21 protein-coding genes and 2 pseudogenes are annotated in these 21,333 nt (G+C 71.4%); 10 read left to right on the forward strand and 13 right to left on the reverse strand.

The features are described 5' to 3' along the window. The 3 genes from topA to P8627_RS06485 all read left to right on the forward strand — a co-directional run bounded on the left by topA (position 1) and on the right by P8627_RS06485 (position 4,006). Positions 1-2,640, forward strand: a complete 2,640-nt coding sequence (topA, locus tag P8627_RS06475; protein ID WP_279966895.1) for a type I DNA topoisomerase — start codon at positions 1-3, stop codon at positions 2,638-2,640. Positions 2,641-2,729: 89 nt separating this feature from the next. Next, on the forward strand, positions 2,730-3,314 hold the full coding sequence (locus P8627_RS06480; protein ID WP_279966896.1) for a nitroreductase family protein: 585 nt from the start codon (positions 2,730-2,732) through the stop codon (positions 3,312-3,314). After that, the gene (locus tag P8627_RS06485; protein ID WP_279966897.1) at positions 3,311-4,006 is read left to right on the forward strand and encodes an EI24 domain-containing protein; all 696 of its coding nucleotides are present in this window, start codon (positions 3,311-3,313) and stop codon (positions 4,004-4,006) included. Before P8627_RS06480 ends, P8627_RS06485 begins: the two co-directional genes overlap by 4 nt. Here P8627_RS06485 and P8627_RS06490 read toward each other — a convergent pair whose 3' ends face one another. Together P8627_RS06490 and mce are read right to left on the reverse strand one after the other, a co-directional pair. Continuing rightward, complete coding sequence (locus tag P8627_RS06490) at positions 4,007-4,282, reverse strand: DUF1467 family protein (RefSeq protein WP_279966898.1); 276 nt, start codon at positions 4,280-4,282, stop codon at positions 4,007-4,009. Beyond that, complete coding sequence (mce, locus tag P8627_RS06495; protein ID WP_279966899.1) at positions 4,282-4,686, reverse strand: methylmalonyl-CoA epimerase; 405 nt, start codon at positions 4,684-4,686, stop codon at positions 4,282-4,284. The genes P8627_RS06490 and mce overlap by 1 nt, the downstream gene beginning before the upstream one ends. Positions 4,687-4,823: 137 nt before the next feature. Here mce and P8627_RS06500 point away from each other — a divergent pair, with 137 nt between their 5' ends. After that, positions 4,824-5,522 (forward strand): response regulator, encoded by a 699-nt coding sequence (locus P8627_RS06500; RefSeq protein WP_279966900.1) that lies wholly within the window; start codon positions 4,824-4,826, stop codon positions 5,520-5,522. A gap of 265 nt (positions 5,523-5,787) precedes the next feature. Here the strand turns inward: P8627_RS06500 and P8627_RS06505 are convergent. The 3 genes and pseudogenes from P8627_RS06505 to P8627_RS06515 form a co-directional block, all read right to left on the reverse strand. After that, positions 5,788-6,198, reverse strand: a pseudogene (locus P8627_RS06505) (GNAT family N-acetyltransferase); the annotation flags it as partial. Next, positions 6,195-6,956, reverse strand: coding sequence for an SDR family NAD(P)-dependent oxidoreductase (locus P8627_RS06510; RefSeq protein WP_279966901.1), 762 nt, complete (start codon positions 6,954-6,956; stop codon positions 6,195-6,197). The pseudogene P8627_RS06505 and the gene P8627_RS06510, both read right to left, overlap by 4 nt. 67 nt (positions 6,957-7,023) lie before the next feature. After that, positions 7,024-7,665, reverse strand: a complete 642-nt coding sequence (locus P8627_RS06515; protein WP_279966902.1) for a DUF3047 domain-containing protein — start codon at positions 7,663-7,665, stop codon at positions 7,024-7,026. Between the two features lie 211 nt (positions 7,666-7,876). Here P8627_RS06515 and P8627_RS06520 point away from each other — a divergent pair, with 211 nt between their 5' ends. The 4 genes and pseudogenes from P8627_RS06520 (at position 7,877) to P8627_RS06535 (ending at position 10,506) form a co-directional block, all read left to right on the forward strand. Further along, positions 7,877-8,383 carry a type III secretion system chaperone family protein gene (locus P8627_RS06520; protein WP_279966903.1) on the forward strand — a complete coding sequence of 169 codons (507 nt, stop codon included), beginning with the start codon at positions 7,877-7,879 and terminating at the stop codon, positions 8,381-8,383. A gap of 50 nt (positions 8,384-8,433) precedes the next feature. Beyond that, positions 8,434-9,225 carry a pyrroline-5-carboxylate reductase gene (gene proC / locus P8627_RS06525; protein ID WP_279966905.1) on the forward strand — a complete coding sequence of 264 codons (792 nt, stop codon included), beginning with the start codon at positions 8,434-8,436 and terminating at the stop codon, positions 9,223-9,225. Next, positions 9,222-9,548, forward strand: a pseudogene (locus P8627_RS06530) (tRNA-binding protein); the annotation flags it as partial. The gene proC and the pseudogene P8627_RS06530, both read left to right, overlap by 4 nt. 55 nt (positions 9,549-9,603) lie before the next feature. Then, the gene (locus tag P8627_RS06535) at positions 9,604-10,506 is read left to right on the forward strand and encodes a 2-hydroxyacid dehydrogenase (protein ID WP_279967416.1); all 903 of its coding nucleotides are present in this window, start codon (positions 9,604-9,606) and stop codon (positions 10,504-10,506) included. Between the two features lie 58 nt (positions 10,507-10,564). Here P8627_RS06535 and P8627_RS06540 read toward each other — a convergent pair whose 3' ends face one another. From P8627_RS06540 to P8627_RS06575, 8 genes are read right to left on the reverse strand one after another with little or no spacing between them, the layout of a single operon-like run. Then, positions 10,565-12,010, reverse strand: coding sequence for an NAD-dependent succinate-semialdehyde dehydrogenase (locus P8627_RS06540; RefSeq protein ID WP_279966907.1), 1,446 nt, complete (start codon positions 12,008-12,010; stop codon positions 10,565-10,567). A gap of 4 nt (positions 12,011-12,014) precedes the next feature. Then, on the reverse strand, positions 12,015-12,971 hold the full coding sequence (locus tag P8627_RS06545) for an aldose epimerase family protein (RefSeq protein ID WP_279966908.1): 957 nt from the start codon (positions 12,969-12,971) through the stop codon (positions 12,015-12,017). Continuing rightward, positions 12,968-13,876, reverse strand: a complete 909-nt coding sequence (locus P8627_RS06550) for a hydroxyacid dehydrogenase (protein ID WP_279966909.1) — start codon at positions 13,874-13,876, stop codon at positions 12,968-12,970. Before P8627_RS06550 ends, P8627_RS06545 begins: the two co-directional genes overlap by 4 nt. A gap of 3 nt (positions 13,877-13,879) precedes the next feature. Then, a complete protein-coding gene (locus tag P8627_RS06555) occupies positions 13,880-14,974 on the reverse strand; it encodes a Gfo/Idh/MocA family protein (RefSeq protein ID WP_279966911.1) in 1,095 nt (364 codons plus the stop codon). After that, on the reverse strand, positions 14,971-16,308 hold the full coding sequence (locus tag P8627_RS06560; protein ID WP_279966913.1) for a hypothetical protein: 1,338 nt from the start codon (positions 16,306-16,308) through the stop codon (positions 14,971-14,973). Before P8627_RS06560 ends, P8627_RS06555 begins: the two co-directional genes overlap by 4 nt. Continuing rightward, entirely contained in the window at positions 16,308-17,339 is a 1,032-nt protein-coding gene (locus P8627_RS06565) for a tagatose 1,6-diphosphate aldolase (protein ID WP_279966914.1), read from the reverse strand. The genes P8627_RS06560 and P8627_RS06565 overlap by 1 nt, the downstream gene beginning before the upstream one ends. After that, entirely contained in the window at positions 17,336-18,178 is an 843-nt protein-coding gene (locus tag P8627_RS06570; protein ID WP_279966915.1) for a PfkB family carbohydrate kinase, read from the reverse strand. The genes P8627_RS06565 and P8627_RS06570 overlap by 4 nt, the downstream gene beginning before the upstream one ends. Continuing rightward, positions 18,175-19,470 (reverse strand): cytochrome-c peroxidase, encoded by a 1,296-nt coding sequence (locus tag P8627_RS06575; protein ID WP_279966916.1) that lies wholly within the window; start codon positions 19,468-19,470, stop codon positions 18,175-18,177. Before P8627_RS06575 ends, P8627_RS06570 begins: the two co-directional genes overlap by 4 nt. A gap of 90 nt (positions 19,471-19,560) precedes the next feature. On the opposite strand from P8627_RS06575, the gene P8627_RS06580 reads away from it, so the two are divergent. Next, positions 19,561-19,956: a tetratricopeptide repeat protein gene (locus P8627_RS06580; RefSeq protein ID WP_407932978.1), complete on the forward strand. Its 396-nt coding sequence runs from the start codon at positions 19,561-19,563 to the stop codon at positions 19,954-19,956. A 13-nt stretch (positions 19,957-19,969) separates the two neighbouring features. Beyond that, positions 19,970-21,301, forward strand: coding sequence for a potassium transporter TrkG (locus P8627_RS06585; protein ID WP_279966918.1), 1,332 nt, complete (start codon positions 19,970-19,972; stop codon positions 21,299-21,301). Positions 21,302-21,333: the final 32 nt, after the last annotated feature.

Raw genomic sequence — 21,333 nt, forward strand, 5'->3', positions numbered from 1 at the left:
ATGCCCGTCGTCGTCGTCGAATCCCCGGCCAAGGCCAAGACCATCAACGGATACCTGGGCAAGGATTACACCGTTCTGGCCAGCTACGGCCATGTCCGTGACCTCGTCGGCAAGGACGGCTCCGTCGATACGGATAACGGGTTCGACATGACCTGGGAGATCCCCGCCGACAGCAAGAAGCGCATCAAGGAGATCGCCGATGCGCTGGCCGAGGATCCCGACCTGATCCTCGCCACCGACCCCGACCGTGAGGGCGAGGCGATCTCGTGGCACCTGTCGGAGGCGCTGCGCAATCGCCGGGGCCTCAAGAAGGACATGCCGATGCGGCGCGTTGCCTTCAACGCGATCACGAAATCCGCCGTCCAGGAGGCGATCGCCAACCCGCGCGAGATCGACGAGCCGCTGGTCCAGGCCTATCTGGCCCGCCGTGCGCTCGACTACCTCGTGGGCTTCAACCTCTCGCCGATCCTCTGGCGCAAGCTGCCCGGCGCGAAGTCGGCCGGCCGCGTGCAATCGGTCAGCCTGCGCCTAATCGTCGAGCGCGAGATGGAGATCGAGGCCTTCGACCCGAAGGAATACTGGTCGGTCCGCGCCATGCTGGAGACGCCGCGCGGCCAGCGCTTCGAGGCGCGACTGGTCAGCCTCGCCGGGTCCAAGCTGGACCGGTTCGACCTGTCGGACGCGACGCAGGCGGAGCTGGCCGTGCAGGCCGTCGAAAGCCGCGAGCTCTCGGTCGTCGCGGTCGAGGCCAAGCCCGGCACGCGCAACCCCTCGCCGCCCTTCATGACCTCGACCCTGCAGCAGGAGGCCAGCCGAAAGCTCGGCATGGGCGCCAAGGCCTGCATGTCGACCGCCCAGCGCCTCTACGAAGCCGGGCACATCACATACATGCGGACCGACGGCATCGACATGGCCCCCGAGGCCGTGCACGCCGCCCGCGACGCCATCGCCGAGCGCTACGGCCGCGACTACGTCCCCGGCAGCCCGCGCATGTACAAGAACAAGGCCAAGAACGCGCAGGAAGCGCATGAGTGCATCCGCCCGACCGACATGACCAAGGCGGCGGGCGATCTGCGCCTCGAGAAGGATCAGAAGGCGCTCTACGACCTCATCTGGAAGCGCACGCTGGCCAGCCAGATGGAGGCCGCGCGGCTGGAGCGGACCACCGTGACCATCGCCGACCGCGACGCCCATGTAGAACTGCGCGCCACCGGGCAGGTCATCGCCTTCGACGGCTTCATGAAGGTCTATACCGAGGGGCGCGACGACGAGGAGGCCAATGGCGAGGACAAGCGCCTGCCGGCCATCCACGAGGGCGACGCGGCCAAGAAGGTCGCCGCCTACGAGGGCGAGACCTCGGACAACGAATTGCTCCGCGCGCCGTCGAACGCGGTGCTGGGCCAGCAGCATTTCACCCAACCGCCGCCGCGCTACACCGAGGCGACGCTGGTCAAGCGCATGGAGGAGCTGGGGATCGGCCGGCCCTCGACCTATGCCTCGATCCTGTCGACGATCGTGGATCGCGGCTATGTCCGAAAGGAGGGCAACCGCCTCTTCCCCGAGGACCAGGGCCGGCTGGTGACGGCCTTCCTGTCCAACTATTTCCGCAAATATGTGGGCTACGACTTCACCGCCCGGCTGGAGAACGAGCTCGACGAGGTCTCGGCCGGCGAGGCCGATTACAAGCAGGTGCTCGACCGGTTCTGGCGCGACTTCAAGGCGGCCATCGACGAGACGTCCGAGCTGCGCATCACCGACGTGCTGGAGAAGATCAACGAGGTGCTGGAGCCGCATCTCTTTCCCGACAAGGGCGATGGCAGCGATCCGCGGCTTTGCCCGAATTGCGGGATGGGGCGGCTGTCGATGCGCACCGCGCGTTCGGGCGGGGCGTTCATCGGCTGCTCGAACTACCCCGAGTGCCGCTACACCCGTCCGTTCGGCCCGCCGGGCATGGAGGGCGAGCAGGCCGGCGCCGACCGCATGCTGGGGGTTGAGCCCGAGAGCGGGCTGGAGGTGCATCTGAAGACCGGCCGGTTCGGGCCTTACGTCCAGCTGGGCGAGGTGACCGACGAGAACCCCAAGCCCAAGCGGTCGAGCCTTCCCAAATCCTGGGCCCCCGACGCGATGGACCTCGAGAAGGCGCTGCAGCTTCTGTCGCTGCCGCGGCTGGTGGGCCAGCATCCCGAGGACGGCGCCGAGATCGAGACCAATCTCGGCCGCTACGGGCCTTACGTGAAGTGGAACAAGGTCTACGCGAACCTGCCCGAGGAGGAGGAGATCTTCACCATCGGGATGAACCGCGCGGTCGAACTGCTGGCCGAGAAACTGGCCAAACGCGGCGGGCGCGGCGCGGCGGCGGCGCCCCTGCGCGAGCTGGGCGAGCATCCCGAGAAGGGCGGGCCGATCAACGTGATGGCCGGCCGCTACGGGCCCTACGTGAAATGGGAGAAGGTGAACGCCACCCTGCCCAAGGAAGTCGCGCCCGAGGAGGTCACGATGGCCCAGGCGGTCGAGCTGATCGACGCCAAGGCCGCGAAATCGCCCAAGCGCAAGGCGGCGGCCAAGAAGACGACCGCGAAGGCCAAGGCGCCCGCCGCGAAAAAGAAGAAGGCCGCCCCGAAAAAGGCGGCCGAAGGCTGAACGCGCCGGCGGCCCGGCCCGCCCGCGAATTGCGGCGCCCCGCCGCCGCAGCGCTTGAACGCCCGCCGCGGCGCTGCGACATGGGCGGGATGGAACCGCTCGCCCCCCGCCCCGATGTCATGGCGTTTCTCGCCACCCGCCGCTCGCGCCCCGCGAAGACGCTGACCGGCCCCGCGCCCGACCGCGCGGCGCTGGAACCGATCCTGCGCACCGCGCTGCGCGTCCCCGACCACGGCAAGCTGGAACCCTGGCGCCTGATCGTGCTGGAGGGCGCGGCGCTCGACCGGCTGGCCGCGCTGACCGAAGGGCTGGGCGCCCGGCAGGGCCGTGACCCGGACAAGCTGCCCAAGCAGCGCGCCATGTTCGCGGACGCGCCGCTGATGGTCGCGGTGGTCGCCGCGCCCGTGGCGTCCGAAAAGATCCCGGAGGTCGAGCAGGTGCTGAGCGCGGGGGCGCTCTGTCACAACCTGGTGGCGGCGGCGCAGGCCGCGGGCTGGGGCGCGAACTGGCTGTCGGGCTGGATGGCCACCGACCGGGACTTCCTGTTGGACGGCCTGTCGCTCGCCCGGCGGGAATTCGTCGCGGGTTTCGTGGTCATCGGCTCCGAGACCACGGTGCCGACCGACCGGCCGCGCCCGGACCCCGCCGCCAAGATCGCCTGGCTGTCGGAATGATCGGCGACATCCTCCGCGCGCTGTCGCAGCTGGGCGACCCGCGCTTCCGCGGCGTGCTGCTGGCGGGCGTCGGGCTGTCGGTGGCCCTGCTCGCAGGATTCTCGGCGATCCTGATCTGGGGCGCGCAATGGCTGGTCGGCCCCTCGGTCACGCTGCCCTGGCTGGGCGAGGTCACCTGGCTCGACAACGCGGCGGGCTGGGCGGCGGTGCCCTTCACGCTGATCGCCTCGATCTTCCTGATGGTGCCGGTCGCCTCGGCCTTCACCGGGCTCTTCCTCGACCGGATCGCCGATGCGGTCGAGGCGCGGCATTATCCCGGCCTGCCGCCCGCGCGGCGGCAGGGCTGGGGCGAGATGCTGCGCGAGAGCGCGGGCTTCCTGGGGCTCGTGGTGGGCGTGAACCTGCTGGCGCTGGTGGCCTATCTTGTGCTCGCCCCGCTCGCGCTCTTCATCTTCTGGGCGGTGAACGGCTTCCTTCTGGGCCGCGAATACGCGCAGCTGGTCGCGGCGCGGCATCTGAGCCAGGCGGAGGCGGCGGGCTTCCGCACCCGCTATCGCGGCCGGATCTGGGGCCTGGGCGTGCTGATGGCGGTCCCGCTCTCGGTGCCGGTTCTGAACCTGCTGGTCCCGGTCGTCGGCGCGGCGGCCTTCACCCACCTCTTCCACCGCATCCAGGCCAGCGCGGCGCGGTGATCAGCCCTCGACCTCGCGCCCGGTCACCGCGCGCAGGCTGTCGATGGTGATCAGGCCCGAGGTGATGAGCCATATCAGAACGCCCCAGATCACCAGCGCGATGGCCGTCGCGATGAAGAGCTTCCGGCCCAGCCGGAAATCAGCGGGGCTGGAGGAATGCGTGCCGGGCACGCGCTCGCCCCGGTCGCCCTGCGTGTCCTGCCCGAGCTGCAGCATCAGCAGGAACACCATGGCCCAGACCATGGCGAAGACGACGAAGGCGGAGAAAATGGACATCAGACCTGCTCCAGCTCGACCAGCGTGCCGGTGAAGTCCTTCGGGTGCAGGAACAGGACCGGCTTGCCATGCGCGCCGATCTTCGGCTCGCCCGAGCCCAGCACGCGCGCGCCCGAGGCGGTCAGTCGGTCGCGGGCCTCGAGGATGTCCTCGACCTCGTAGCAGATGTGATGGATGCCGCCCGACGGGTTCTTTTCGAGAAATCCCGCGATCGGGGAGCCCTCGCCCAACGGGTGCAGAAGCTCGATCTTGGTGTTGGGCAATTCGATGAAGACGACCGTCACGCCATGATCGGGCTCGTCCTGCGGCGCGCCGACCTTCGCGCCCAGCGTGTCGCGATATTGCGCGGTCGCCGCGTCGAGGTCGGGCACGGCGATGGCCACGTGGTTCAGACGTCCGATCATAGGGGCCTCCTGTCCGGGTCGCGCCGTTATGGGTGGGGGTCGCGGGAAGGGCAAGATCGCGCCCGGCCCTTCACCTTTCATTAGGGACAAACGCGGCAATCTGCCTCCGACGCCACACCCCCGGAGGAGACGACGCGATGGACGAACTCGCCCTGATGGCCCGCCCGGCCCCGACCCCGAGCCGCCCGCTTCTGGGGCAGACCGTCCTTCTGGTCGAGGACAGCCGCTTCGCGTCGGAGGCGGTGCGCCTCCTGGCGCTGCGCTCCGGCGCGCGGATCCGACGGGCCGATTGCGTGGCCAGCGCCGACCGGCACCTGAACACCTATCGCGCGGGAATCGCCATTGTCGATCTGGGCCTGCCCGATGGCGACGGGCTGGAGTTGATCGGCCGGCTGGCCGCCGCGGGGCAGCGGCCCGACGTGATCCTCGCCACCTCGGGGCGTGCGCGCGAGGAGGTCGAGGCCGACGCGCTGGCGGCGGGGGCGGATGCCTTCCTGCCGAAGCCCATCGAAAGCCTCGCGAGCTTCCAGGCCCTCGTCCTGCAGCACCTGCCCGAGGCGATGCGCCCCGTGGGTCTGCGCGTCGTGGGCAACGAGGTGGTCGAGCCCGACCGCCTGGCCCTGCGCGAGGATTTGGACCACGCAGCGCGGCTTATCTCCGACCCGGACGTGGCCCCGGGTTTTGTCGCCGATTTCCTGCGCGGCGTCGCGCAGACGGGCCATGACGCCGCCCTGCTCGCCGAGACGGAGGGCCTGCGCGGCCGCGCGGGGGACGAGGCGCGGAGCCATCTCGCGGCGCTGCTGTCGCGGCGGCTGAAGGCCCGCGCGGCGATGTGAGACGCGGGCTCAGCCCCTCCTTGCGCCCGCCGGGTGGCCGGAGGGGGCGGCGCTGACGCCCGGCCGTGTCGAAATTCGCATCCGACAGCCATTCGCGATGCGCGGCACGGATGGCCGGCCAATCGGTATCCAGCATGGCGAACCACGCCGTGTCCCGGTTGCGGCCCTTAACCACCATGTGCCGGCGGAACGTCCCCTCGTAGCCGAAGCCCAGCCGCAGCGCGGCCCGGCGGCTGGGGGCATTGCCGGCATCGCATTTCCACTCGACCCGGCGCATGCCCTGGTCGAAGGCCTGTGCCAGCATCAGGTGCATCGCTTCGGTCGCCGCCCGGGTCCGGCGCAAGGCGGCCCCCAGCGCGATGGATCCGATCTCGACGACACCGTTCGCCGCGTCGAGCCGCATGTAGCAGGCCGTCCCGGCCCAACCGTCGGGACCCCGGATCGCGTAGGCGACGAGGCCGGGATCCGCGGCGGTGGCGGCCACCCAGGCGCCGTGCGCGGCGGCGTCGGCGAAGGGCCCGTCCCACATGTAGCGCCAAAGCGCGTCGTCACCGCGCATGGCCTGCCAGAGGGCGGGCGCATGGCTTGCGGGGTCCAGCCGCTCCAGCCGGGTGGCGCGGCCGTCCAGATGCGCTGCGGGGCGAAACACGACCCCGCGCCAATCGGCGAGGCTCATCGCGGGGCGAGCCGGATCGCCCCGTCGAGCCGCAGGACCGTGCCGTTGAGCATCGGGTTGCGCGCGATCTCGGCCACGAGCGAGGCGAATTCCGCAGGGTCGCCCAGCCGGGGCGGATAGGGCACCTGCGCCCCGAGACTGTCCTGCACCTCCTGCGGCAGCCCCTCCAGCATCGGCGTCAAGAACAGCCCCGGCGCGATGGCCATGACGCGGATGCCCAGCCCGGCCAGGTCGCGCGCCATCGGCAGCGTCATCCCGGCCACCCCGCCCTTCGAGGCGGAATAGGCGATCTGGCCGACTTGCCCCTCATAGGCGGCGATGGAGGCGGTGTTGACGATCACGCCGCGCTCGCCGTCGGGCCCCGACGGCTCCTGCCGCGCCATGATCGCGGCGGCGGCGCTGGCGCAGTTGAAGGTGCCGGTCAGGTTGATCGCGATGGTCCGGGCGAAAAGACCGGGATCATGCGGCCCGTCGCGGCCCACGGTCTTGGCGCCGGGCGCGATGCCCGCGCAGTTCACCATCAGGTCCAGCCGGCCCGCCGCGCCCACCTGCCCCAGCGCGGCCGCGCAGGCCGCCGCGTCCGTGACGTCGAGTTCGAGGAAGCGCCCGCCGATCTCCTCGGCCAGCGCGGCGCCGCGCTCGGCGTCGCGGTCAAGGATCCAGGCCGTGCCGCCCGCATCGGCCACGCGGCGCGCGACCGCCGCCCCCAGCCCGCCCGCGCCGCCGGTGATCGCCGCGTTGCCCTTCGCCAGTTCCATCGCACCCTCCGCTCGATTGCCAGGTGGCAACCTACCGGGGCGCCGCGGCGGGCGGAAGGCGGAGCGTTCAGTCGAGCTGGAGCGCCGAAAGCCGCGCGCGGATCCGCCCGTCCGTATCGTCGCTGTCGGCGGAGACGCCCACGCCCACCAGCTTGCCCGGCGTGCCGCCGAAGGCGCGGGCGTAATCGGCGGCCAGGTCCACGCGCTCGGCATGGGCGCCGGTGCCCGCGGCGCGCAGGATCACGGTCCGAAGGCCCGGCAGGTAGGGGCTGTTCTGGATCGTGCCGCGCGGATCGTCGTCGCCCCAGACATAGACCAGCACCCGCGTGTTCGGATCGCGCAGGAGCCGGGTGGCGCGGGACGGATCGGCCGTGGCCGCCGTCGCCGGATCGGTCCAGGCGAAATAGATCGCGAGGTTGCGGTCGTCGCCGCCCTTCCGGCGCAGATCGGTGGCGGCCACGCCCTCGTCCACGGCCCAGCGCCAGGCGGCCGCCGTGGCGTCGCGCATCCGCTCCGGCACGGCGCGCCAGAGCAGCGAGACCGTGCCGTCCGAGGCAACGGACAGCGCCGTGCCGCCCAGCCCGTAATCGTTGGTGCTGAAGCGCAGGAAGCCCTGCTCGCGCCAATTGCCGTCGAAGGGCAGCGGCTCGGCCAGGACGGGAAGGGCGAAGGCGGCCGCGGCGCAGGCGGCGAGAATACGATGCAACATAGCGGTGGTCTTAGCGGGCCGCGTGGCCGCGTCCCGTCACGGTGCGGTGATCGCGTGGGCCCGAGGGGGACCGAAAGCTGTGGAGAAGCGGAACGCGGGACTTTACAGCCGCCCCGGTCCCCTCCACCATATCTAGTATGGGCCCGACGGTCCCGCTCATACGGATCGTCATGGGGCCCAGCCCTAGCGATCCGAGCGGAAGGTCCAGACCATGCTCCACCAGCGGCACCAATTCTCCGAAACCGGCGACCTGCACCCCATCGACCTGGTCGAGACGGTGGCCGAGACCCATGAATGGGATTTCGACCGCGTGGCCGAGGACCAGATCGCCATGGTGGTCGAGGGCCAGTGGCGCAGCTACTCGGTCACCTTGGCCTGGTCCGACCATGACGAGACGCTGCGCCTGATCTGCTGCTTCGAGATGGAGCCGCCGGCCCACAGCCTGCCGCGCCTCTACGAGGTGCTGAACCTCGCCAACGACCAGTGCTGGGCGGGGTCCTTCAGCTTCTGGGCCGACCAGAAGATGATGGTCTATCGCTACGGTCTGGTGCTGGCCGGCGGGGCCTGCGCGCAGGTCGAGCAGATCAACCACATGGTCGCCGAGGCGGTGCTGGCGGGCGAGCGCTACTACCCCGCGTTCCAGCTGGTCTGCTGGGGCGGGCGGCATCCCGACGACGCCATGCAGGTCGCCATGGCCGAGGCCTACGGCCACGCCTGACGGCTTGCGCCCGCCGTCCGGGCCCTTAGGGTCGCGGGCGGAGGGCTGCCATGGATTTCACCGATATCAACCGCCGCGGCGTGGTGCTCCTGGGCTGCGGCAAGATGGGCTCGGCGATGCTGGCGGGCTGGCTCGAAGGCGGGCTGGCCCCCGCTTCCGTCACGGTGATCGATCCCGCCCCGTCGGACTGGCTGCGGAGCACCGGCGTCGTGCTGAACGCCGATCCGCCCGCCGCCCCGGCTGTCACGCTGATCGCCGTCAAGCCGCAGATGATGGGCGAGGCGCTGCCCGCCTTGCGGGGCCTGTCGGACACGCTCTTCGTCACCGTGGCCGCCGGCACGCCGATCGCCGCCTACGAGGCCGCGCTGGGCGAGATCCGGCTGGTCCGCGCCATGCCCAACACGCCGGCGGCGGTGGGCCGGGGCATCACGGCAATCGTGGGCAACGGCGCGGCGACGGCGGCGGATTTGGACCTGGCCGAGGGCTTCCTCGGCGCCGTGGGCGAGGTGGTGCGCCTCGACGCGGAGGCGCAGGTGGATGCGGTGACCGGGGTCTCGGGCTCGGGCCCGGCCTATGTCTTCCACATGATCGAGACGATGGCCGCGGCGGGCGAGGCCGAGGGCCTGTCCCGCGAGCTGGCGCTGCGGCTGGCGCGCGCCACCGTGGCGGGCGCGGGCGCGCTGGCGATGACCGGCGAGGATCCGGCGCGGCTGCGCGAGAACGTGACCAGCCCGAACGGCACGACGCAGGCCGGGCTGGAGGTGCTGATGGCCGAATTGCCCGACCTGATGGCGCGCACCGTCGCCGCCGCGGCCCGCCGCTCGCGGGAGCTGGCGGGATGAGCGAGATCGACTATGCCGATTTCCAGAAGGTCGATATCCGCGTCGGCCGCGTCACGCGGGCCGAACCCTACCCGGAGGCGCGCAAGCCCGCGATCAAGCTCTGGATCGATTTCGGCGCGGGTCTCGGCGAGCGGAAGAGCTCGGCCCAGGCGACCGCGCATTACGATCCGGCCGGGCTGGTGGGCCGCCAGGTCTTGGCGGTGGTGAACTTCCCGCCCCGCCAGATCGGGCGCTTCATGTCCGAGGTTCTGGTGCTGGGCCTGCCCGACGAGGACGGCGAGGTCGTGCTGGTCGCGCCCGACCATCACGTGCCCGAAGGGGGCGGCTGCATTGACGAAACCGAAGCTTTTCGTGTCGCGGGCCCTGCCCGAGGCCAACATGGCCGCCGCGGCCGATCGGTTCGACGTCACCTGCCGCGACAGCACGCAGCCGATGGACCTGGCCGAATGCCGCGATGCGCTGGCCGGGGCCGACGTGATCCTGCCCACGCTGGGCGACGCCTTCGGGGCGGAGGCCTTTACCGGCGCGATCCGCGCCAAGGGGCTGGCGAATTTCGGGGTGGGCTACAACCATATCGACGTGGATGCCGCGCGGGCGGCGGGGCTGGCGGTGGCGAACACGCCGGGCGCGGTGACCGACGCGACGGCGGATATCGCGATGACGCTGATCCTGATGACCGCGCGCCGCGCCGGCGAGGGCGAGCGGCTGGTCCGGGCGGGCGCGTGGCGCGGCTGGCACCCGACGCAAATGCTGGGGCTGCACGTGACCGGCAAGACCGTGGGCATCGTCGGCATGGGCCGGATCGGGCAGGCCGTCGCGCGGCGCTGTCGCGCCGGATTCGGGATGGAGGTCCTGTACTGGAACCGCCGGCCGAAGCCGGTCGAAGACGCGCGGCAGGTCGACAGCCTGGCCGATCTCTGCGCCGCGTCGGACGTGGTCGTCATGGCCGTCGCCGCCGCGCCCGAGACGCGTCACCTGATGGACGCAGCCGCGCTGGCCGCGATGCGCCCGCATGCCGTGCTCGTGAACATCGCGCGCGGCGACGTGGTGGACGAGGCCGCGCTGATCGAGGCGCTGCGGGCCGGCCGGATCGGCGGCGCCGGGCTCGACGTCTACGAAGAGGAGCCCCATGTGCCCGACGCGCTTATGGGCTGCGAGAATGCCGTCCTGCTGCCGCATCTGGGCACCGCCGCGCTGGAGGTGCGCGAGGCGATGGGGCGCATGGCGCTCGACAACGCCATCGCCATCGCCGAGGGCCGCGCGCCGCCGAACCCGGTCTAATCCGGCCGGTTTCTTCTGGCCGGAAGGACCTCGGCCGCCCCCGCGCGGGTCGGGTCCGTCAGATCCCGTCGATGCAGACGTATTTCGTCTCGAGGTAATCCTCGAGCCCCTGGCTCCCGCCTTCCTTGCCCAGCCCGCTCTCCTTCACGCCGCCGAAGGGCGCCTCGACGGTGGTGATCAGGCCCGAATTGATGCCGATCATCCCGTATTGCAGCCCTTCGTTCAGCCGGAAGGCGCGCCCGAGATCCTTCGTGTAGGCATAGCAGGCCAGGCCGTAGACCGTGGCGTTGGCCATCTCGATCGCCTCGTCCTCGGTGTCGAAGCGGAAGACCGGCGCCAGCGGGCCGAAGATCTCCTCGGTGGCGAATTTCATCGCCTGCGTGGCGCCGGTGACGACGGTGGGCTGGAAGAAGGTGCCGCCATTGGCGTGGCGCCGGCCGCCGGTGACGATCTCGCCGCCCTTCTCGCGCGCATCAGTGACGAACTCCTCGACCTTCTCGACCGCCGCCTGGTCGATCATCGGGCCCTGCTCGACCCCCGCCTCGCGCCCGTCGCCGACCTTCAGGGCTTCGGTCCGCTCCTTCAGCCGCGCAACGAAGGCGTCGTGGATGCCCGATTGCACGTAGATACGGTTGGCGCAGACGCAGGTCTGGCCGGCGTTGCGGAACTTCGAGACCATCGTCCCTTCGACCGCGGCCTCCAGATCGGCGTCGTCGAAGACGATGAAGGGCGCGTTGCCGCCCAGCTCCATCGACACCTTCTTCACCGTGTCCGCCGACTGGCGGATCAGCTCCTTGCCGACCTCGGTCGAGCCGGTGAAGGTGATCTTGCGCACCTCCGGCGCGGCCATCATCGCGCCGGCGATATCGCGCGCGCCGCCGGTCAGGATATTCACCACGCCCTTCGGATAGCCCGCCTGCTCGGCCAGCGCGCCCCAGGCGAGGCCCGAATAGGGGGTCGCGGTCGCGGGCTTGGCGACGATGGGGCAGCCCACGGCCAGCGCGGGCGCGACCTTGCGGGCCAGCATCGAGCTGGGGAAATTCCAGGGCGTGATCATGCCGACCACGCCGATCGCGTGCTTGGTCACCAGGATGCGGCGGCCGTTCACGCCCGCGGGCACGATCTCGCCCTTGGCGCGGCGCGCCTCCTCGGCGAACCAGCGGACATATTGCGCGCCGATGGCGATCTCGCCCACCGACTCCGCCATGGGCTTGCCCATCTCGACGGTCAGAAGCTCGGCCAGGTCCTTCTGGTTGTCCATCAGCGCGTCGTGCAGCTTCCAGAGCAGGGCGCAGCGCTCCATCAGGGCCATGTCGCGAAAGCCCGCGAAGGCCGCTTGCGCGGCGGCGATGGCGCGCTCGGTCTCGGCCTTGCCGGCCTTCGGGACGGTGCCGATCACCGACCCGTCCACCGGGTTCGTGACGTCGATCGTCGCGCCGCCATCGGCGCCGACCCAGTCGCCGTCGATCAGGTTCGCCTGCTTCATCCAGTCCTGGAACGCCATCTCGTCATCCTTTCGAGAATTGGAAGGTCGATATCTGGTGGTAGGTCTCGCCCGGGCGCAGCACCGCCGAGGGAAAGCCCGGCTGGTTCGGCGCGTCGGGCCAGAGCTGCGGCTCGAGCGCGCAGCCGGCATGGGCGCGATAGGTCCGCCCCTCGAGCCCCGGCACCGGGGTGGCCAGCTTGGCTCCGTCATAGACCTGAAGCCCGGGCTCGGTCGTGGCGATCCGCATCGTCACGCCGCTGGCTGTGGAGTGCAGCCGCCCCAACTCGCGCAGATCGGTGCGCGCGTCCGAGAGGCAGAGATTGTGGTCGAGCAGCCCGTCATGCGGCAGCGCGCGGCCCTGCCGAAAGTCGAACTCCGTGCCGTCGACCGGCGCCACGCCCACCGGGATCAGGTCGCTGTCGACGGCGACATAGCGGTCGGCGGCGACGGTCAGGACGTGATCGGCCAGCGTCGGGTTGCCGTCGAGGTTCCAATAGGAGTGATGCGCGAAGTTGCACAGCGTGGGTGCGTCGCAGACGGCCTCGTATTCGATCCGGAGCGTCGCGCCGGGGCGGCAGGCGAAGCTGGCGGTCACCCGCATCGCGCCGGGGAAGCCCATCTCGCCATCGGCCAGCAGGAGCGCGAAGATCAGGTAGTCCTCGCCCCGTTCGGTCAGCGTCCAAACGCGCTTTCCCGTGCCCTCGGACCCGCCATGCAGGGTGTGGCGGCCCTTGAAGTTCGGGTCGGTGCGATGGGTCATGCCGTCCAGCCCGAAGCGCGCATCGCCCAGCCGATTGGCCATTCGCCCGGCCGTGGCGCCCATGTAGTTGGAATGCTCGGGATAGTGGTCGAGATCCTGCAGGCCCAGCACCAGCGGCGGCGCGTGGCCGTCGAGGCGCAGATCGTGCAGGATCGCGCCCATATCGGTGAAGTGCGCGGTCAGGCCGTGGCCCGAAATGGAATGGAGCGGCCGCGTCAATCGAGCCCCAGATGGGCGGCGACCCGGCGCGCGGTCATCTCGGAGACGCGGGCGTTCGCCTCCGCCGTCACGCCGCCGACATGCGGCGTCAGGATCAGGTTGGGCACGTCCGCGAAGGGGTGGTCCGGGCCCAGCGGCTCGGTCTCGAACGTGTCGAGCGCGGCCCCCGCGAGGTGGCCCGAGCGCAGCGCGTCGGCCAGTGCCGCCTCGTCGAGGATGCCGCCGCGCGCGGCATTGACCAGGACGGCGCCGGGCTTCATCGCGGCGATGGCGCGGGCGTCCATCATGCCGCGCGTCTCGCCCGTCAGCGGCACGTGCAGGGTCAGCACGTCCGCCTCGCGCAGCACCTCCTCGGCGGTGCCTTCCATCGCGCCGGGAAACTCCTCGGCGTAGGGATCCGAGGCGAGACAGGTCATGCCCATCGCGCCGGCCAGCCGCGCCGTCTCGCGCGCGATCTCGCCGAAGCCCACGAAACCCATGGTCTTGCCCGCGATCTCGCGGCCCTGCCCGGCGGCGGCGCGCGGCCAGTCGCCCGCCTCCATCTGCGGGCGCATCATGTAGGCCCCGCGCAGCAGGATCGCAGCGGTCGTCACCACGTATTCCGCGACCGAGAGCGTGTTGGCGCCGGTGGCCGGGAAGACGGCGATGTCGCGATCGGCGCAGGCCTCGATGTCGATATTGTCGAGCCCCACGCCGAGCCGCCCGACGCAGGTGAAGCCCGCCCCGAGCAGCCCGCCGCGCACCTGCGTCCGGTTGCGCACGATCAGCGCGTCCGCATCGTCGGCCAGCCGCGCCAGGTCGTCGGGCCGGTCGGGCAGGTCGGGCTGGTAGGTGACCGTCGCCCGGTCGCGCAGCCAATCGACCCAGGCCGCGTCCATGAATTCGGTGATCAGGATCTTCGCCATGCGTCAGGGGCCCTTTCCGATGAGCGAGATCGCCTGTCCCGATCGCGCGGACTCCTCGGCCGCCTCGCCCACGAGGACGGACCAGTAGCCGTCTTCCAGCGTGACCTCGGGCGTGCCGCCGCCGCGCCGGACGAGGTCGAGGAAGCGCTCGTGCTGGTAGAAGGTCGAGCCGTGATGGTCGCCCGCGATCAGCAGTTCCTCGGGCGTGTGGACGATTTCGCGCGTCTCGCGCTTGAGCGCGCGGACCGAGGTCACGAACTCGGCCTCGCGCGGGGCGCCGTCGGGCGCGAAGCGCGCGGGGCCGGGGATGAAGGCCTCGCAACGGGCGTTCGGCCCGGTCACCGCGATCTGCTCCTGCCAGTGCGAGCCTTCGGCGAACATGCACAGGTCCAGCATCCCGCGCGTACCATTGGCGAAATCGACCACCACGAAGGCGTTGTCGACGATGTCCGGGATGCCGCCGGCATAGCGCTCGTCGCGGTGGTTCACGTCGACGCCGGCGCTGGCATAGACGCGCACCGGGTCGGAGCGGACGATCAGGCGCATCAGGTCCCAGAAATGGCAGCATTTCTCGACCAGCGTGCCGCCGGTGCGGGCGTTGAAGCGGTTCCAGTCATCGATCTTGGGCAGGAACGGGAAGCGGTGTTCGCGGATCGAGACCATCCGCGGCGTGCCGGTCGCGCCCTGCTCCAGCGCGGCCAGCAGCCGCTGCACGGGCGGCATGTAGCGATATTCCATCGCCACCCAGATCGGCGCGCGGCGGCCCTTGGCCATGTTCAGAAGGTCGCGGCAATCGGCCGAGGTGGTGGCCAGCGGCTTTTCCACGAGGATCGGCTTGTCGGTCGCCATCAGCCGCTGCAGGAGCCCGGCATGCAGGTCGTTGGGCGCGGCGACGAGGTAGATGTCGCAGGGGTCCTCGGCGATCAGGTCGTCGGCGGTCAGGTAGCCCTTCGCGGCCTCCGCCGTGGCGAGGCTGAGCCGGCGCATCCCCTCGTCCGGGTCGGCCACGGCGGTGACGCGGGCATCGGCCAGGAGGTTGATGTTGCGGATATGCTCCTGCCCCATCATGCCCCCGCCGATCAGCCCGTAGCGGATCATGCGCCGAGCTCCAGCACCGGGACGCCGAGGCCCGCGGCGACGCCGCGCAGCGCCTCGGCATGGTCGCCATAGGCCAGCGCCATGTGATGCTCGAGCCCGCTGGCCATCACGTCGTCGCGCACCGCCGCCGCGCCGCGGTCGAAGGCCAGCGTGCCCGAGGTGCCGGTATAGGCCATCGGCCGGTCCAGCATCTCGCCGGTGGCGATCACCACCTGCGGCCGGCCCCGCGCCTGGCTGAGACGGAACAGCGTCACCCGCCCGGGCTTCAGCGCGAATTCCAGAAGCAGCGCCTGCTTGCGGTTGGTGTGGACCGTCGCAGCCGGGGCGGAGGCGGACATCGACGACGGCGCCTGCCCGCAATGCCAGACCACGCCGGTCTCGTCGTCCATGTCGACGAGGTCGGCGAGAAAGACCGGCGCGTCGGCCACGGCCTGCAGGATCGATTGCGTGACCGCGCCGTAGACATCGGCCTCGCAGGCGCAGGGCGTGCGGGCCTCGCCCAGCATCGAGACCGGGCCGCAGACCGCGCCGCCATATTCGGTGAAAGTCTCGGGCCAACAGCGGATGGCCATCGCGTCGAAGCCGTGCTCGACCTTCAGCGCGTCGAGGGCGCCCGCCAGCCGCAGCGAGCGGTCGAGCTCGCCCCGGTCCAGCAGTCCCACGCGGCCCAGGGTCTCGGCCTTGGCCCGGTAGGGCGCGACGGCGGCGTCGGGCAGGGCGCGGGCGCGATCGAAAAGCTCGGGCAGCTCCAGTTCGGTGACGGTGGCGCCGGTCAGCGCGCGCAGCGCCTCGGCATCGTAGGCGCAGGTGCCGAAGCCCTCGGGATGGGCGCCAATGCGCGCGATGCGGAGATGCTCCGGGATCGCGACGGGGGCGGCCTCGGCCGGTCGGCCCAGCTTCGGCGCGACCTCGGGCCCGCCGAACAGCGCGTCGAGATCGGCCGTGTCGCCATAGGCCCAGGCGAAGGCGCGGTCGTTGAGGCCCAGCGCGTGGCTGAGGAGATTGAGGCCGCAGAAGGCATTGAGCCGCAGCCGCCCGCCGACGCGCGGCTCGGGCACAGCCCAGATCGCGACGCGGCCGGGATGCGCCATGGCGGCGCTCGTGGCGAAGGCGGCGTCGGTGAAGGTGACCTGCAGGATCAGGAGCGCGTCGGTCTCGGCAACCGCCGCCAGCGCGTCATCGTCCGGGCCCATCAGCAGGGTGCGGGAACCGGTCACCTCGTGCCCGCCCGCCTGTGCCCAGGCGTCGATCTGCGTCAGCAGCGCGGCGAGCTTATCCTCCGCATAGGGGACGTCGAAGGTCGGACGGCCGAGGGGAAGCAGCCCGACGCGCATCAGATCGCCGCGTAGCCGTGGCGGAAGTCCGCGCTGGGATCGCTGAAGGCGAGCCCCTTGCCGCCATAGGCCGGGTGCAGGTGCCACGGCGCGGCCTCCGCATCCGTCAACGCGTTGAGCGCGTCCATGTAGGGCACCGAGTCTTGGGCAAGCCCGTCCTCAATGCCCTGCCAGTCGGGATAGCGGTCGAAGGCGTCGAGCCAGATCGCCCGGCCCGCGAGGTAGCCCGAGGCACCGGCGGCGTAGGCGTATTCGAGCACGCTGCGGAAGTCGGGCTTGCCCGCCCCCGCGGACAGCATCACCCAGGGCCGCCCCGCGAGGCGCCCCATTTCGTCGAACATGGTCTGAATGCCAGGATCGCCCGCCGCGATGCCCTTGGCGGGCACCGGGCTTTCCAACTTGAAGACGTCGACGCCGTAATCGGCCCCCGCGAAAGCCTCGACCGAGGCGAGGACGTGATCGGAATGCTTGCTCGCCATCTCGGTATAGTCGCTGGTCTGCTCGGCATCGCTTTCGACCGGGTGGACCAGCAGCTCGAAGAGGAAGGGGATGTCGAAGCGCGCGCAGGCCGCGCCGGTGCGGGCCACGAAATCGCGCTGCTTGGCGGCGACCTCCTCCGAGATATCGGGCCGGTACCAGGCCAGCACCTTCACCGCGTCGCCGCCCATCCGCTTGATCTTGCTGACCGACCAGTCGTCGATCTCGGACGAGAGCCGCCCCTGCCCGGTTTCGGTGAAGCGCGAATCCTCGAGCGTCACGATCAGGCCCTTGCGCGGATCGAAGGCGCGCATGCCGTGCGGGATCGCGTAATGCGGGTCCAGCAGCATGGCCGTCGAGGCGGGTTGCAGCGCCTCCAGCAGCATCGTCTTGACGCGGGCCACGTCCGCCCAGGGCGCTTCGCCGCCGTGATGCTCCGCGATGGGGCCCTTGATCGGCGGGCGCTGGTCCACGGCGGTCATCTTGAAGCGGCCCGCCGCGTCGGACATGCGGCGGAGCCCCAGCTGTTTGCCGGGGGTGAGCGTGACGGTCATTGTCCCTCCAGGTCGCGGGCCGTGGGATAGACCTTCCACCCGCCGGGCCGCGTGCATTTGATCGCGCCCGCAACATTGGCGAAGCGCGAGGCGGCGTCCAGCCCTTCCCCCCGGGAAAGCGCCAGTGCGAAGGCCCCGTGCCAAAGATCGCCCGCCCCCAGCGTGTCGACGGCCTCGACCGCGGGCGCGGGGACGTGCGGCCCGCCCGCCCAGACGACGCCGTTCGGCCCGTCGGTATAGGCCACGCGCCCCGGCAGCCGGGCCGCGGCCTGCGCCAGCGCGGCGCCGAGATCGGTCTCGCCGGTGAAGTCCTGCAGGCCGGGGGCGGAGAAGACGACATGGGTAGCCAGTTCCGCCAGCGCCTGGGGCGTATAGCGCTCGCCGTCCAGCACGGCCGGCTTGCCGCCCTCGCGGGCCGCGCGCAGCACCGCTTCGGCCGCCTCGGGCCAGCGGCAATCGGCGAGCGCCGCGTCGAAGGCGGGCAGGTCCGGCGGCGCGCTGGGCAGGCCGGCCCCGGGGAAGTTGACGATCATCCGCTCGCCCGCCGGATCGACCATGACCGAGCTGAGCGGCGTCCGCCCGCCGCGGGCCAGAAGCGGCGTCACGCCCGCCTGGGCCAGCAGCGCGGCCAGCGCGTCGCCGGCGGGGTCGGTGCCCATCCGGCTGACCAGCGTGACCTCGCCCCCCAGCCGCGCCGCGCCCACGGCGGCATTGGCCGCGCAGCCGCCGCCGATCTGGCGGAAATCGGTCGAGCGGTGCTTGAGCGCGCCCTGGGGCAGCGCCTCGACCCGGTGGACGTAGTCGATGACCGAGATTCCGCAGACCAGAAGCCGCGTCATTCCACGGGCAACCCGCTGGGCACCGCCGCGGGCTTGCCGAGGCGGCCCTTGACGCTCTCTCGCCCCTCCAGCGCGCCGAGAAAGGCCACGAGATCCGCGATCTCGGCCTCGCTCAGCGCGACCGGGGCGATATCGACGGCGGCGCGCACGCGCGCCATCTCGCGACGGTCCTGCCGGATGACGAAATCGGTCGCCGTCAGCCAGGGCGCTTCGGGCAGCTTCGCGAGGTCGGGGGTCCACGCGTCCAAGGCGGCCAGCGGGTCGGCATGGTGACGGATGATGCCAGCCAGCGTCGGGTAGGCGCCGTTATGCCCGTAGGGCGCGGTCAGCGTCACGTTGCGCAAGGACGGCGTGCGGAACCGGTAGGCGTCTTCCAGGTCGTCGGTCGCCGCCATCCGTCCGATATCGCGCGGCAACGGGTCGAAGGGCCGGGTGCGGCCGGGGCCGAAGGGCGGCAGGGCCAGCGCGTGGAAATCGTGATCGGTGAAGAGCGGGCCCGCGTGGCAGGACGCGCAGTTCGCCCGCCCGAAGAACAGCGCCCGGCCGCGATGCTGCGCCGGGCTCAGCTCGCCACGCCCGGCGCGCCAGTCGTCCCAGGGCGCATCGAGCGAGCGCCATTCAGAGCCCATGAAATCGGCCAGCGCGATGGCGATATGGGCGATCTCCACCGCCTCGGGTCCGCGCAGGTCGAAGGCCGCCGTGAACAGCGCGCCGTATTCGGGAATGCCGCGCACACGCTTGGCGATGATCGGCCAGGCGTAATCGACGCGGTCATGGATCGCGCCCGCCACCTCGTTCTCGCGCGGGTTTCCCGCCATCTCGAACTGCGCGACCATGGGAAACAGCGCCTGCACCGCCAGCAGATGCGGCAGCCTCTCGGGCAGCCAGTCGTCGGCGGGGGTGTCGTAGCCGCTCGCATAGGCACCGGAGCGCGCGACCCGTCCGTCGTGGAAGAAGCTCGTGAACGCGGTCGCGCCGACGTTCCACAAGGCGGGCGCGTGGCGCGGCACGCGCTTGCGGATCGCGTCGGCCCCCTCGCCCGCCATCCTCTTCGCCCCGATGCCGCGCCCGCCCTCGCCGATCCCGAGGCTCAGCGCGTCGGCCGAGAAGGTGTCGTGGTGGTGGCATGTGGCACAGGCGATGTTGCGGTTGCCCGACAGGATCGGGTCGTAGAAGAGCAGCCGCCCCAGCGCCGCGCGATCCGCCTCGAAGGGGTGGAATTCGACCTCCTCCGCCTTGGCAGTCGCAGATGCGAGGGCCAGTGTCACGCCGAGGAGGATGCGATGAAACATGCCGCGATCTTGGCCGTCCTGCTGGCGGTGTCCACCCTGCTTGCGCGCCCCGCCCCCGCCCGCGCCGATATCGAGGCGGCCCGCGACCTGATGGAGGCGGGCGCATTCGAGGCCGCCTATGACGCGCTCTGGCCCGCGGCGCGCTCGGGCAATGCCGATGCGGAGGAGCTGATCGGCGTGATCTACGCGCTGGGCTTGGGCGTCGAGCGCGACCCGGTGCGCGCCTTCGAATGGTATCTGCGTTCGGCCATGAAGGGCCATCCCGGCGCGCAGTCCGGCGTCGGCTGGTATTACGAGGAGGGCATCGGCATGCCCGCTCCCGACCTCGTCCGCGCCTATATGTGGTACGTGCTATCGGCCATCGGCGGCGACCCGGATGCGGCGATCAGCCAGGAGGAGGTCGTGCGCAAGATGACGCGGGAACAGATCGACCACGCGCTGGCGTTGGTCGAAGATTACAAGGTCTGGATGTACCCGTTCCGCTGAGGCCCGCCCCCGTTTGCCCGATCCCGAACCCATTCCGCTGGCCCGCTGGCTTGGACGCCCGGTCGGGCCCGAGACGACGCTTTGGCCGCCGCTGGCGCTGGCGGTGCTCTACGCCCTGGCGATGGCGCTGGGGGCCTGGGGCTTCCGGTCGGGCTGGGCAGGCGGACTGAGCTGGGCGGATGCCGCCTTCACCGCCGTTTCGGCCGTGACGGTGACGGGGCTGTCGACCGTGCCGCTGCACAGCGCGCTGACGCCCGCCGGGCAGGCGCTGCAACTGGGGCTGATCCAGCTGGGCGGGCTGGGCCTGATGACGGTGATCGTCCTGGCGCTGCGGATGGTCGGGGGCGGCCCGGACCGGGCGGGCGAATTGCTGCGCGCGGATCTGGAATTCAGCCTGCGCGACCATCTCGCGCGCGCGGCGCTGCGGGTTATGATCTTCGCGGCGCTGGCGCAGGGGGCGGGCGCCGCCATCGCCGCGGTCGAACTGGTCCCGGCGCACGGGCTGGCAGGCGGGGTCGGGCGGGCGCTGTTCCTCGCGGGCTCGGCCTTCTGCAACGCGGGATTCACGCCCTTCGCGGGATCGATGCGCGACCAGCCCGCGCTCGTGCTGGCCGTGACGGCGGCGCTGTTCGTGCTGGGCGGGCTGGGATTCCTGGTGCTGGACGACCTCTGGAAATGGCTGCGCCGACGCCGCGCGCCCAAGCTGCACAGCCGCGTCGTGCTGGCCGGGACGCTGGTGCTTGCGCTGCTGGGCTGGGCCGCCATCGCGGCGCTGGAATGGGGCAACCCGGCCACGCTGGGCGCCCATCCGCCCGCCGCGCGGCCGGGTCTCGCGCTGTTCCAGGCGCTGACGCCGCGCACGGCGGGCTTCGATGCGGTGGGGGCGTCGGGCTACGGGCCCGGGGCCGAAGGAGTGACCATCCTTCTGATGCTGGTCGGCGCGGGTGTCGACTCCACCGGCGGCGGACTGAAGATCGCAACCGCCGCGCTGCTGGTCGCCGCCGGCTGGGCGGCGCTGCGCCGCCAGGGCGACCATGCGGCCGCCGCGATCCGGCTGACGCCGCGCGGGACGCGCCGCGTCGCGATCCTGGCGCTGGCGACGACCGGGCTGGTGGCCGGCGCCGCGCTCGTCCTGCAGCGCGAGACGGGGCTGCCTTATCTCGACACGCTGTTCGAAGCGGCCTCGGCCTTCGGCACCGTGGGGCTGAGCGCCGGGGTCACCGACGCCGCCGCCGGGCCGGGCCGCTCGGTGCTGATGGTGCTGATGTTCCTGGGCCGGATCGGGCCGCTGACGCTGGCCTGGCTGCTGCTGGGCCGGCTGCTGGCGCGGGATGCGTCGGGCTGACACCGTACGGAAAAGGGGCGGCCCGAAGGCCG

This window comes from Jannaschia sp. GRR-S6-38, assembly GCF_029853695.1.
Taxonomy (GTDB): domain Bacteria; phylum Pseudomonadota; class Alphaproteobacteria; order Rhodobacterales; family Rhodobacteraceae; genus Jannaschia; species Jannaschia ovalis.

What these genes read in the sequence shown, in the direction of transcription:
- proC (WP_279966905.1), top strand. Translation starts at nt 8,434, where the DNA reads ATGGATTTCACCGATATCAACCGCCGCGGCGTGGTGCTCCTGGGCTGC.
- topA (WP_279966895.1), top strand. Translation starts at nt 1, where the DNA reads ATGCCCGTCGTCGTCGTCGAATCCCCGGCCAAGGCCAAGACCATCAAC.
- P8627_RS06535 (WP_279967416.1), top strand. Translation starts at nt 9,604, where the DNA reads ATGGCCGCCGCGGCCGATCGGTTCGACGTCACCTGCCGCGACAGCACG.
- P8627_RS06540 (WP_279966907.1), bottom strand. Translation starts at nt 12,010, where the DNA reads ATGGCGTTCCAGGACTGGATGAAGCAGGCGAACCTGATCGACGGCGAC.
- P8627_RS06555 (WP_279966911.1), bottom strand. Translation starts at nt 14,974, where the DNA reads ATGATCCGCTACGGGCTGATCGGCGGGGGCATGATGGGGCAGGAGCAT.
- P8627_RS06520 (WP_279966903.1), top strand. Translation starts at nt 7,877, where the DNA reads ATGCTCCACCAGCGGCACCAATTCTCCGAAACCGGCGACCTGCACCCC.
- P8627_RS06490 (WP_279966898.1), bottom strand. Translation starts at nt 4,282, where the DNA reads ATGTCCATTTTCTCCGCCTTCGTCGTCTTCGCCATGGTCTGGGCCATG.
- P8627_RS06480 (WP_279966896.1), top strand. Translation starts at nt 2,730, where the DNA reads ATGGAACCGCTCGCCCCCCGCCCCGATGTCATGGCGTTTCTCGCCACC.
- P8627_RS06510 (WP_279966901.1), bottom strand. Translation starts at nt 6,956, where the DNA reads ATGGAACTGGCGAAGGGCAACGCGGCGATCACCGGCGGCGCGGGCGGG.
- P8627_RS06560 (WP_279966913.1), bottom strand. Translation starts at nt 16,308, where the DNA reads ATGCGCGTCGGGCTGCTTCCCCTCGGCCGTCCGACCTTCGACGTCCCC.
- P8627_RS06500 (WP_279966900.1), top strand. Translation starts at nt 4,824, where the DNA reads ATGGACGAACTCGCCCTGATGGCCCGCCCGGCCCCGACCCCGAGCCGC.
- P8627_RS06485 (WP_279966897.1), top strand. Translation starts at nt 3,311, where the DNA reads ATGATCGGCGACATCCTCCGCGCGCTGTCGCAGCTGGGCGACCCGCGC.
- P8627_RS06550 (WP_279966909.1), bottom strand. Translation starts at nt 13,876, where the DNA reads ATGGCGAAGATCCTGATCACCGAATTCATGGACGCGGCCTGGGTCGAT.
- mce (WP_279966899.1), bottom strand. Translation starts at nt 4,686, where the DNA reads ATGATCGGACGTCTGAACCACGTGGCCATCGCCGTGCCCGACCTCGAC.
- P8627_RS06565 (WP_279966914.1), bottom strand. Translation starts at nt 17,339, where the DNA reads ATGACCGTCACGCTCACCCCCGGCAAACAGCTGGGGCTCCGCCGCATG.
- P8627_RS06575 (WP_279966916.1), bottom strand. Translation starts at nt 19,470, where the DNA reads ATGTTTCATCGCATCCTCCTCGGCGTGACACTGGCCCTCGCATCTGCG.
- P8627_RS06515 (WP_279966902.1), bottom strand. Translation starts at nt 7,665, where the DNA reads ATGTTGCATCGTATTCTCGCCGCCTGCGCCGCGGCCGCCTTCGCCCTT.
- P8627_RS06580 (WP_407932978.1), top strand. Translation starts at nt 19,561, where the DNA reads ATGGAGGCGGGCGCATTCGAGGCCGCCTATGACGCGCTCTGGCCCGCG.
- P8627_RS06570 (WP_279966915.1), bottom strand. Translation starts at nt 18,178, where the DNA reads ATGACGCGGCTTCTGGTCTGCGGAATCTCGGTCATCGACTACGTCCAC.